This is a genomic window from Clostridium sartagoforme, assembly GCF_004794105.1.
Taxonomy (GTDB): domain Bacteria; phylum Bacillota; class Clostridia; order Clostridiales; family Clostridiaceae; genus Clostridium; species Clostridium sartagoforme_B.
The window spans coordinates 1,507,452-1,519,517 of record NZ_SRYR01000001.1 but is presented as its reverse complement, the minus strand read 5'-3'; the positions used below and the strand labels follow the sequence as shown (position 1 = coordinate 1,519,517).

Annotated in this window: 12 protein-coding genes; all 12 read left to right on the top strand. The window is 28.3% G+C overall.

Translation table 11 applies throughout. The features are described 5' to 3' along the window. The first annotated feature begins 84 nt into the window (after nt 1-84). On the top strand, nt 85-984 hold the full coding sequence (locus E5347_RS06880; protein ID WP_136005778.1) for a nucleotidyltransferase domain-containing protein: 900 nt from the start codon (nt 85-87) through the stop codon (nt 982-984). 112 nt (nt 985-1,096) lie between these two features. Then, nucleotides 1,097-2,500, top strand: a complete 1,404-nt coding sequence (locus E5347_RS06875; protein WP_136005776.1) for a PLP-dependent aminotransferase family protein — start codon at nt 1,097-1,099, stop codon at nt 2,498-2,500. Further along, nucleotides 2,497-3,144, top strand: a complete 648-nt coding sequence (locus E5347_RS06870) for a YigZ family protein (protein WP_136005773.1) — start codon at nt 2,497-2,499, stop codon at nt 3,142-3,144. Before E5347_RS06875 ends, E5347_RS06870 begins: the two co-directional genes overlap by 4 nt. A 15-nt stretch (nt 3,145-3,159) precedes the next feature. Continuing rightward, nucleotides 3,160-3,861: a GntR family transcriptional regulator gene (locus E5347_RS06865; protein WP_136005771.1), complete on the top strand. Its 702-nt coding sequence runs from the start codon at nt 3,160-3,162 to the stop codon at nt 3,859-3,861. A gap of 194 nt (nt 3,862-4,055) precedes the next feature. After that, nucleotides 4,056-5,360, top strand: coding sequence for a PTS sugar transporter subunit IIC (locus tag E5347_RS06860; RefSeq protein ID WP_136005769.1), 1,305 nt, complete (start codon nt 4,056-4,058; stop codon nt 5,358-5,360). A gap of 172 nt (nt 5,361-5,532) precedes the next feature. Further along, entirely contained in the window at nt 5,533-5,796 is a 264-nt protein-coding gene (locus tag E5347_RS06855) for a hypothetical protein (protein WP_136005767.1), read from the top strand. A gap of 1 nt (nt 5,797) precedes the next feature. Next, entirely contained in the window at nt 5,798-6,895 is a 1,098-nt protein-coding gene (locus tag E5347_RS06850; RefSeq protein ID WP_136005765.1) for a DUF871 domain-containing protein, read from the top strand. 2 nt (nt 6,896-6,897) lie between these two features. After that, nucleotides 6,898-8,007, top strand: a complete 1,110-nt coding sequence (locus E5347_RS06845; protein ID WP_243109736.1) for an amidohydrolase/deacetylase family metallohydrolase — start codon at nt 6,898-6,900, stop codon at nt 8,005-8,007. Between the two features lie 2 nt (nt 8,008-8,009). After that, entirely contained in the window at nt 8,010-9,119 is a 1,110-nt protein-coding gene (locus tag E5347_RS06840; protein WP_136005761.1) for a DgaE family pyridoxal phosphate-dependent ammonia lyase, read from the top strand. 11 nt (nt 9,120-9,130) lie between these two features. Further along, nucleotides 9,131-9,868, top strand: coding sequence for a 2-dehydro-3-deoxy-phosphogluconate aldolase (gene dagF / locus E5347_RS06835; protein ID WP_136005759.1), 738 nt, complete (start codon nt 9,131-9,133; stop codon nt 9,866-9,868). Between the two features lie 20 nt (nt 9,869-9,888). Further along, nucleotides 9,889-10,899, top strand: a complete 1,011-nt coding sequence (locus tag E5347_RS06830; protein ID WP_136005758.1) for a sugar kinase — start codon at nt 9,889-9,891, stop codon at nt 10,897-10,899. Nucleotides 10,900-11,037: 138 nt separating this feature from the next. Further along, nucleotides 11,038-11,775, top strand: coding sequence for a YebC/PmpR family DNA-binding transcriptional regulator (locus E5347_RS06825; protein WP_136005756.1), 738 nt, complete (start codon nt 11,038-11,040; stop codon nt 11,773-11,775). The last annotated feature ends 291 nt before the right edge of the window (nt 11,776-12,066 follow it).

Below are 12,066 nucleotides of genomic sequence, written 5' to 3'. Positions count from 1 at the left end.
TGCAATTTTAAATAGGACTAACTTAATAAAATGTAAAAATATTATTGAAATTTATATACAATTATTATAAGGGTGGGATGAGTAATGGCAAAATCAGTAGCAGAATATCAAAACTCATATTTAGAAATAACTGAAATTTTAAAAAAGAATCCTAATGTTATTTCAATATTTGTTTTTGGTAGTATGGTTTCAGGTGATTTATGGGAAGGCTCAAATATAGATTTATTTGTAATATATAAAGATGGATTTAATAAGATAAGAGATATTTATTCAGAAGTATTAGATATACCAGTACATATTAAATTTCTTAGCAAGGATAGTTTTAAAAATTATCTAAAATCTGCAGGGAAAAGGGATTTAATTAAAAATTATTTAATGTCTTCTAAACTAATATACTCAATAGATAATGAAATAAATGAGTTAAATCAACAAGTACTGTATATGATAGATAAAGATAAGGGAAGATGGAATTTAACATACCTAGGAAACTTTTATAAGGAAGCCCAAATATGTAAAAAGTATTTAAGTAAGGGGAGCAGGTATACAGCTCATGAATTATTAATTAGAGCTCTGAATAATTTTTCAATGCTTTATTTAAGTATAAATGGATATACAGTTACTAAAGATTCCTTAAATATGGCTTGTAATTTAAATGATGAATTGAATATTAGGGTTCAAAATCTTTTATATAAAGAAGTTACTGAAGATAGTATAAAGGCCTTATTAAATTATATGGAAGATTATTTAGAATTTAATATAATTAAGGCTGCTAAAGAAATGATTGATTTTATTAAAAAGGAAAATAAGTACCTTAGTGCTTTTGAAATCGATAATAATAGTTATTTTGAAAACTTTAAGATTAAAACAGAGGAGATTTTAAAGGTTTTGCATAATAATAATATTTTAGTTAAAGAAAAAAGAGAATTTAGAGATGAAAAAGGTATTTTATTATCTATGGAAAATGTTTATAGATATAAAAATTAAACTATATATGCTTTCAATTGAGGTAGTTTACTTTAAAACATTTTTACTTAAAATAACATAAGTACTAAAAATGTAGATTACTTATTGAAACATATATATTTTGGGGGAAATTATGAAAGAACTTTATAATATAGTCTTTGAAGAGGAAATTCCTAAATATATTCAAATAGCTAATTATATAAAAAAACTAATAGATGGTAAAAAGATAAAAGATGGTGAAAAACTTCCTACAATAAGAGCTTTAACAGATATGTTAGAAGTAAATAAGGTTACAATAGTAAATGCTTATAAAAAACTAAAGTCTGATGGGTATGCCTATCAAAAGGTAGGCTCAGGTACTTATGCTAAGAAGAGAGAAGTTATCTCATTGTTTAATAGAGAATATTCAAAAATAATTAAAAGCTTGACTTTAGAAAGATTAGAAGAAGTTATTGATTTTACAGGAGAGACTAACTCTGAAGTTTATTTTCCAGTAGCAGAATTTAAGGATGTTTTAAATGAAGTTTTAGATAGAGATGGAGCAAATGCTTTAATAGCAAAGGAAGCCTTAGGTTATGAAAATTTAAGAGAGACCATTAATAAATCTTTTTGGGATGAAGAATTAGATATAAAGAATCTACTTATTGTCTCTGGAGCTCAGCAAGGTATAGATATAGCATCGAAAGCAATAGTAAATATAAATGATAATGTAATAGTGGAAAAGCCTACATATGGTGGAGCTATTTCTGTATTTAAATGGAGAAGAGCTAATATTTTTGAAGTAGCCTTAGAGGAAGATGGTATAGACTTAATAGCCTTTGAAGAAATTCTAAAAAAGAATAAAATTAGTTGTTTCTTTACTATGAGCTATTTTCATAATCCAACAGGAATTAGTTATAGTAAAGAAAAGAAACTTAAGATACTAGAACTAGCAAAAAAATATGATTTTTATATTATAGAAGATGATTATTTATCAGAGCTTATTTATGACAATAATATTATACATGAACCTTTTAAAAAGTTAGATAAATACGATAGAGTAATATATATAAAAAGTTTTTCTAAAATATTTTTACCAGGGATTAGACTTGGTTATATGGTTACACCAACATCTTTTAATGAAATTATTCAAAGGTCTAAGATTAATACAGATATTACAACTTCAAGTTTAATGCAAAGAGCCCTTGAATTATATATTAGCAAGGGGTATTGGAAAGAAAATATAGACTTTCAAAGAGAAGAATATATTAAAAAGTATAAATTAATGAAAAGTTTAATTGAAAATGAATTAAATGATTATATTAGATATATTGATCCAAAGGGAGGTTTATATTTTTATTTAGAAATTAAAAATAAGAATATTACCTCTAAAGAATTATTTTATAAGTTAAAGAAAAGAGGAGTATATATAACTCCAGGATCTATTTTCTTTAAGGATTCAGTTGATGGAGATTATTATTTTAGAATTAGTTTTTCACAAACTAGTGAGGAAAAAATTATTAAAGGATTTAAAGTTATCAGGGAGGAACTGTCTTGAGTTATACTACAGTAAGAAATTATGGTGAAGATAGATTTATAGAAAAAAAATCTGAATTTATAGGTTATGCTAAAAGATGTGAAAATGAAGAAGAAGCTAAGGCTTTTATTAATGAAATAAAAGCTATGCATAAACAAGCTACTCATAATTGCTATGCATATGTAATAGGTGAAAATATGGGTATCCAAAGGTATAGTGATGATGGAGAGCCACAAGGAACAGCAGGTATTCCTATATTAGAAGTTATGAAGAAAAGCAATGTAACTGATTGTGCAATAGTAGTAACTAGATATTATGGAGGAATACTACTAGGGGCAGGTGGATTAACTAGAGCATATACTAAAGGAGCCTCAATTGCCATTAAAGCAGCAAAGATAGTTGAGAAGGTTAAGGGACAAAAGTTACTTTTTACTATGGAATATGATATGCTTGGTAAAATTCAATATATATTTAATGAGAAAAACTGGCATATTGAAGATATAGAATATACTGATAAAGTAGTGCTAAGTACTATATCAGAAGTTTCTATTGTAGAAGAGATAGAAAAAGAAATAATAGAAGCTTCTAGTGGTAAGATTATAATTAGTAAAGAAGATCAGGATATTTACTTCAAAGAAGAAAACAGGCTTTATAAGGTTATATAAAGTGGAGGTGATATAATGAGTAAGAGTAGTACATTGTATATAACTGTAATGGAAGTAATAAAGGAAAAAATTATAAATGGAACCTATAAAGTTGGAGACTTTATTCCAACAGAAATTGAACTAGAAAAGGAATTTGGAGTAAGTAAGATAACGGTAAGAAAAGCTATTGAATTACTAGAAGGTGAAGGATATGTTATTAAAAGAAGTGGAAAAGGAACCACAGTTATTAGTAATAGCATCTTTAATAAGCTATCTAAGGGAGATTCCTTCTCGAATATTTTAAATCAAGAAGGTTATAGCTTAAGAAAGGAAAAAACAACCTTTAGTAAAATCGATTTACTTCCACAAGATGAACTTTTTAAGTATTTCGGTGATAAATGCTTTAAGATAAGAAGGATATATTATTTAGATGGTAAACCATATATTTACTTTACTCATTTCTTACCAGAAGGACTATCTTTAGATAAAATAGAAGATGAAAATAATTTTTCTATATATATGCAGTTATATAGAAGTGGATTTAATATAAATAATTTTCATGATGAGTTTTATATAGACTATCCAAGTATTGATATTTTAAATGAGTTAGAACTAGAAGAAGGACCAACTTTAGGAAGAAGAAGATTGACCTATGATGCTGATAATAAGGTTATAGAAGTGTCATTGGCTCAATATAATACTAGAATTCATAAATATGTTATAAATTATACGGTTTAAAAAAGTGCCGTAACTTTTAATTTTTAAATGGGCTGTCTTTGAGACGGCCCATTTTTATTTTGCTTTTTTGCTAGTAAAAAATTTGAAATAATTAGAAAAATAAACATTATAATGTTTACAATAAAACATTATAATGTTACAATGAAATTGTAAAAAGGAATTCCTTAAATTAATAAATGGGGTGTAAAGAGGAAATGGAAAAATTCATGAGTTGGATCGAGGTCAAGTTAATGCCGGTTGCTTTTAAAATGAGCAATCAAAGACATATGAGAGCCATAAGGCAGGGGATAGTGGCTACATTACCTTTAACAATTGTTGGATCATTCTTTGTTATCTTATTAAACCTACCTATAACTGGTTATGCTGAATTTATAGAACCTTATAAGGCGATAGTAGATGTGCCTTTTAGATTTACCGTTGGGATTTTAGCTTTATATGCAACATACGGTATGGGTGCAGCCTTAGCTAAAAGTTATGATTTAGATGAAGTAGGTGGGGGATTACTTGCAACAGTAGGATTTCTTATTTCAACAGTGGTACCTGTACAAGTTACTGAATCTGTAGAAGGAGTTATAGCAAGTGGTAGGTACTTAAATATTGCAAGCTTAAGCTCTAGCTCACTTTTTGGTGCTATAGTTGCATCAATTATTTCAATAGAAATATATAGGATAATGAAAGAGAAAAAGATTACTATTAAAATGCCTGAAGGAGTACCACCAGAAGTATCGAATTCATTTGCAGCATTATTGCCTGCATTAGTTATTATACTTTTATTTTGGGTTTTAAGACATTTCTTAAACTTCGATATAAGTGCTCTTTTATCAAAACTACTTATGCCTTTAAAAGATGTACTAGCTGGGAATAGTTTAATTGGTGGATTGATTACAGTATTCCTAATAACATTTTTCTGGGCTCTTGGTATTCATGGACCAGCTATTATGGGTCCAGTAATAAGGCCAATATGGGATGTATCTATTGCAGAAAATATGACTGAGTTTACAAATGGAGTAGCTGCATCAAACTTGCCTAATATATTTACTGAACAGTTTTTACAATGGTTTGTATGGATTGGAGGAGCTGGTACTACACTAGCACTAGTTTTTTTATTCTTAACATCAAAGTCAAAATATTTAAAGAGTTTAGGAAGATTATCATTATTGCCAGGGTTATTTAATATAAATGAGCCAATTATATTTGGAGCTCCAATAGTAATGAATCCTGTACTAGCAATTCCATTTATTTTAGCACCATTAGTATTAACTACCTTATCATACTTCCTAACTATAACGGGAGTAATTCCACTTATGATGGCAAGATTACCATTTACTATGCCTTCTCCAGTTGCAGCAGTTATGAGTACAAATTGGAATCTGATGGCAGGAGTATTAGTTGTTATAAACTTTATAATCGCACTATTAATATATTATCCATTCTTTAAAATGTTTGAAAAACAACAATTATCTAAAGAGTTATTACATGAAGTAGAAGAAATTAAATAAAGGAGGGAGGTGCTGTCGCAAAATGGGAAATTAAGAATGCATAATGAAAAAATAATGAAAAACTCCCGAAGGAGTTTTAAAAAGAAATTAATTTTAGTAATTCTGTAAGAATTACATCAATAATTTTTTTAAATTCTTAATTTAGGCTGTTTGTGCGACAGCACTAGTAAATATGGTTAGATCAATTACCTTTGTATTTATGATAATTACTTTTTTTGTAACCAATATATTATTAGAAAGAAAGTTTAAAAAGAATCCACCTAAGATTAAGCTAGGGAAAGTTATTGCTTATAGCTTTTTATATACATTTGTTTTATTAACTATAGCAGTGTTATTTGAATTTGGATTTTACTTATTAATTTATGGAAGTATTATAGAAGGTTGTTTTATTATAGTCTATTTTAGACATAGACCAAAGACAGTATTGGAGGATTAAGATGGAAAGAAGATTAGGAATATCAATATATCCAGAGCATTCTATTATGGAAGAGGATAAGAAGTATATTGATTTAGCAAAAAAATATGGTTTTAAGAGAATATTTATGTGTTTACTTTCAGCTAATGAATCAATTGAAGAGGTGAAAAGAACATTTAAGGAAATTATTAGTTATGCAAATGATAGAGGATTTGAAGTTATTTTAGATATAGCACCTAATATTTTTGATAAATATTCTATATCTTATGATGATTTAAGCTTTTTTAATGATTTAGGCGCTTTTGGTATTAGGTTAGATGTAGGTTTTGATGGTTCTAAGGAAGCAAAGATATCATTTAATCCCTATAACTTGAGAATAGAAATAAATATGAGTAATGATGTAGCTTATATAGATAATATTATAACCTATAAACCTAATAAACCTTTTATATATGGATGTCATAATTTCTATCCTCAAAAGGGGACAGGGCTTCCTTATGATTTTTTCATTAAGTGTTCAGAGAGGTTTAAAAAATATGGTTTAAGAACAGCTGCCTTTATAACTTCTAAGGAAGGTAAGATTGGACCTTGGGATATAAATGATGGATTATGTACATTAGAAGAGCATAGAAATCTACCTATAGATGTACAAGCTAAGCATTTATTTGCAACAGAATTAATTGATGATGTAATTATTGGAAATGCATATGCCTCTGAAGAGGAATTAGAAGCACTATCTAAGGTAAATAGATATCAAATAGAATTATCTGTTGAAATATTAGAAGAAACAACTGATGTTGAGAGAAAAATTATTTTAAATGAACAACATCATAGAAGAGGGGATATTACACATGAAGTTGTAAGAAGTACTGAGGTTAGGGTAAAGTATAGTAAAGATAATGTGGAAATTCATAATAATGATATAAGCTTTAAAAAAGGCGATATATTAATTGGAAATAATAACTTTGGAAAGTACAAAGGAGAGCTTCAAATAGCTCTATTAGATTCAAAAGATGAAAGGAAGAATAAAGTCGGAAGAATAAGGGAAGAGGAATTAGTATTATTAGATTTTATTAATCCTTGGAGCAAGTTTAAAATGGTAGAATATAAGAGGAAATAGTCATGAAGATAGTAATAAAAAATGGAAGATTAATAGATGGAAATTTAATAGATATAGAAATAGAAGAGGATAAAATTCTAAAAATAAGTGAAAATATAGAAAACTTAGAAGGAAAAAAAGTCATTGATTTAAAAGGAGAAAAGCATATTTCATCTGGATGGATAGATATGCATACTCATTGCTTTAACAAATTTAAGCTATATTCTGATGATGCTGATGAAATTGGATATAAAAAAGGTGTCACTGTAGTGGTTGATGCTGGAACAGCAGGAGCAGATACTATAGAAGAGTTTTATAATCAAAGTAAGGGTGTTAAAACTAGAGTTTTTGCCTTTATAAATATTGCAAGGCAGGGGATTAAAAGCCAAGATGAGTTATCAAATTTAGATAACTTAAAAGTAAATTTATTAATGGATGCAGTAGAAAAGTATAAGGAATTTATAGTTGGAGTAAAAGCTAGAATTAGTAAAACAGTTGTTGGTAATAATGGGATTACTCCTTTAAAAATAGCCAAGAAGGCAAGTGAAGAAGCTGGACTACCATTAATGGTTCATATAGGATCTGAACCTCCAACTTTAAAGGAAATATTAGATGAACTAAAAGAAGGTAATATAGTTAGTCATATTTTTAATGGTAAAGCAAATGGAATACTAAAAGATGAAAATTCTATAAAAGAAGAAGCAATTAAGGCTTATGAAAAAGGTGTGTATTTTGATATAGCTCATGGAAAAGATAGCTTTAATTTTAATGTAGCTGAGACTGCAAGGACTAATGGAATTAAGTGTCACAGTATTAGTACGGATATTTATCAAAGAAATAGGTTGCATGGTCCAGTATTTGATTTAGCAACTACTATGACAAAAGCTTTAACCATAGGTTATGAAAAAGAAGAAGTTATAGAAATGGTTACTAAAAATCCAGCTGAAATATTAGGACTTAAAGGCTTTGGAGAATTAAAAGAAGGATTTATTTCAGATATAACTATCTTTGATATAGTTAAAGGAGAAAAGGAACTTGTAGATTCTAATGGAAATAAGAAAATTGCCTTAGAATATTTTAAACCTTTAGCTGTAATATTAAAGGGAGAGTATATTGAAATAGATAAGGAGTAAGTATGAGTGATAACATTTATGAAAAATTCAATGTGAAGAAAGTTATAAATGCTTCAGGTAAGATGACTATATTAGGAGGCTCAAGAGTAAATTCTGATGTATTATCTTATATGAAAGAAGGAGCAAGTAATTTTTATGAAGTAAAAGATCTTTTAGATAAGACTGGAGAATATATAAGTAGAATATTAAATGTTGAAGCTTCTTATATAGTATCAAGTGCATCAAGTGGCATAGCCCAATGTATAGCTACTGCTATTTCTAAAGAAGATTATAGTTTAATTATGAATTTATATAATGAAGATAATAAGAAAAGAGAAATTATTATCCCAAAAGGACATATTATTAATTACGGAACAGCTATAGATATCCCAATAAGTATGGGTGGTGGAAAGATAAAAGAGGCTGGCTATAGTAATAAATGTGAAGTTGTAGATGTAGAAGCATTAATTAACGATAACACTGCAGCTTTAATATATATCAAGTCACATCATTGTGTTCAAAAAGGAATTTTAGAAATAGAGGATTATATTGAAATAGGTAAAAAATATAACCTTCCAGTAATAGTAGATGCAGCAGCTGAAGAAGATTTAATAAAGTATTATGATTTAGGTGCTGATGCAGTTATTTATAGTGGGACTAAAGCTTTAGAAGGACCAACATCAGGAATAGTAATAGGAAAAAGAGAGTTTATAAATAATTTAAAACTTCAAGGCAGTGGTATAGGAAGAGTAATGAAAATTGGAAAAGAAAATATACTTGGACTAACTAAAGCAATTGAAATATATATAAATAAAAATAAACAGTCTATTATTGAGCAAGAAGGAAGGTTAAATAACTTTAATCTAGAATTAAACAAGATAAACGGAGTACAAGCTATAAATAAAAGAGATGAGGCTGGAAGAGCTATAATAAGAAGTGAAATTTCCTTTGATGAAAATATCACTAAAATTTCAGCAGTTGATATTACAAAGAGACTTAAAAGTGGAGAAATAAAAATATACACAAGAGATTATAAAGCAAGTTTAGGGAAAATAGAAATAGATATTAGAGACGTTAGTGATGATGAGTTAAATATTATACTAACAAAAATAAAAGATATACTAAAGGTTTAGGGGATGTTGTTATGAGTTTAAAAGCAAATTTTTATAAGGACAAAATATGTTTAAATGTTTTAGTAAACTCTATAGAAAATGCTAGAGAAGTTTACAAAGCAGCAGAAGGTCATGTTTTAGCAGGACTTTTATCAAAAAATTATAATACTGTAGAAGAAGCAGTAGAAGATATGAAAATTTATAGTAAAGAAATAAATAATTCTATTTCAGTAGGACTAGGAGCTGGAGATCCTAATCAATGGAAGATGGTTGCTGAAATATCAAAAGAAGTTCAACCACAACATGTAAATCAAGTATTTACTGGGATTGGATATACTAGAGGGCTACTTGGACAAAGCGAAACCTTAGTTAATGGATTAATATCACCAAGTGGTAAAGTTGGATTTGTAAAAGTATCGACAGGTCCTTTAAGTTCTAAGGCAGAAGATGGAATAATACCAGTTAGAACAGCTATCCAAATGCTTAAGGATATGGGATGTAGCTCAGTTAAGTTTTTCCCAATGGGAGGCTTAAAAACAAAGGATGAATATAGAGAAGTATGTAAAGCTTGTGCAGAACTAGATTTTATTATGGAACCAACTGGAGGAATAGATTTATCTAATTTTGAAGAAATAGTGAAAATTGCTTTAGAAGAAGGAGTAAAGAAAGTAGTGCCTCATGTTTATACATCCATTGTGGACAAGGAAACAGGAGATACTAAGGTAGAAGACATTAAAAAGCTTTTATCTATAGTTAAAAAGCTAGTTTAATAATAAGGTAGGGGTATAATATGAATATTTTAGCTTTTGGAGAAGTGATGATGAGGCTTATGCCACCGGATTATAAGTTATTGTCTCAAAGTGATTCCTTAAATTTTCTATATACAGGTACTGGAGTTAATATTCTTTCTGGGTTATACAAAATGGGTAACACAGTTTATTTAGCAACTTCTCTTCCTAGTAATAATGTTGGGTATGCAGCAGCTGCTAACTTAAGAAAATTAGGTATTAATGATAATTATATTTTATATAAAAATCAGCATATTGGAATATACTTTTTGGAGATGGGTATTGGTGATAGGCCTTCAAGGGTAACATATATGAATAGAAAAGATAGTTCTTTTGCCAATAGCAATATTGAAGATTATGAAATTGAAAAAATGTTAGAAGGAAAGTCCTGTATCCATTTATGTGGAATTTCATTGGCAATAAATGAGAATATAAGGAATTTAGTATATACTCTTGCTAAGAAAGCAAAAGAAAAGAATATTAAAGTTATATTTGACTGTAATTTTAGGGAATCATTATGGAAAGAAGAAGAGAAAATAAAGGCAAAAGAAGAATATGAAAAAATATTAAAGCTAAGTGATATAGTTTTTGCTGGAGAAAAAGATGGTGAATTATTATTAGGAATAGAGGCACCTGAAGAGTTAAAAGGAAATGATAAAACAAAATTCATCTTAAATTCTATGAGAAAGCTATATGGTATAGAAATAATGGTTGGAACAAAAAGAAGAAATGATGGCAAAAAACAATTTTTACAAGGGTATTTATTAGATAATGAAGACTTTATTTTAAGTAAGGAATATGAATTAACTATTTATGATAGAGTTGGAGCAGGTGACGGCTTTGCAGCAGGTGCTATTCATGGAATATTAAATGGTTTTGATAAGAAAGAAGCAATTGAGTTTGCTACTTGCAGCGGTGTATTAGCTCATACTACATATGGAGATAGTCCTGTACTTGGAGTGGAAGATATTAAAAGATTTATGAATAATAAGCATGTTGATTTAATTAGATAGATTTACTACCCTTCAAGCGGACTTAATTCCCCCGATACTTGAAGGGTAGTTTTATGTAGAAGATTTGTAATAAAAAAATAATTATGATATAATTCCACTTAGGTTAAAAATTTTAGATTAATGTTGGGAGGAATTAAAATGTCAGGACATTCAAAATGGCATAATATTCAAAATAAAAAAGGAAAAGTAGATGCAAAAAGAGGAAAAATCTTTACAAAGTTAGGTAAAGAAATTGTAATTGCAGTTAAAAATGGAGGCCCTGTTCCCGACAACAATCCAAAATTAAGAGATGTAATTGCTAAAGCAAAGGCTGCAAATATGCCTAATGATAATATAGTAAGATCAATTAAAAAAGCTTCAGGTGAATTATCAGCTGTAAACTATGAAAGTATTGTTTATGAAGGATATGGTCCATCAGGAGTTGCAGTTATAGTTGAAACTTTAACTGATAATAAAAACAGATCAGCAGGTAATGTAAGAAGTGCCTTTACTAAAGGCGGTGGAAACATGGGAGCAACAGGTTGTGTTAGCTTTATGTTCCAAGAAAAAGGTGAAATAGTAATTGAAAAAGAAGATAAAGATGAAGATGAAATAATGATGCTTGCTTTAGATGCTGGAGCAGAAGACTTTGTATCTGAAGAAGAAGTATTTATAGTAACTACTACTCCAGAAGACTTTGGTGCAGTAAGAGAAGCCTTAGAAGCAGAAGGATTAGAATTCTTAGAAGCAGCAGTTAAGATGATACCAGATACTTATACTGAACTAAATGAAGATGATGCTAAGAAGTTCCAAAAGATGTTAGACTTACTTGATGATGACGATGACGTTCAAGAAGTTTACCACAATGCAGAATTCCCTGAAGGATGGGAAGAGTAATGTCAATTGCCAATTAATAATTAACAATGAATAATTTAGGATGTGATTTGTTCTAAATCACTGAATTAAAGAGTTTTTAATTTCATTTTTAGTTATATTATTAATTTAGTAATATGATTTTTAAAGCGTATAGAGACTGTAGAGATTTATTTAAATTTAAATCTCTACAGTCTTTTAATTTTGGATTAAAGAATTTAAAAAAGCTCAGAAAACTGAGAAAAATAACTTAACTATTAGTAAAAAATGCTAACGAAAAAGAGGATATTTAAAACATATTAGTATAATTTATAT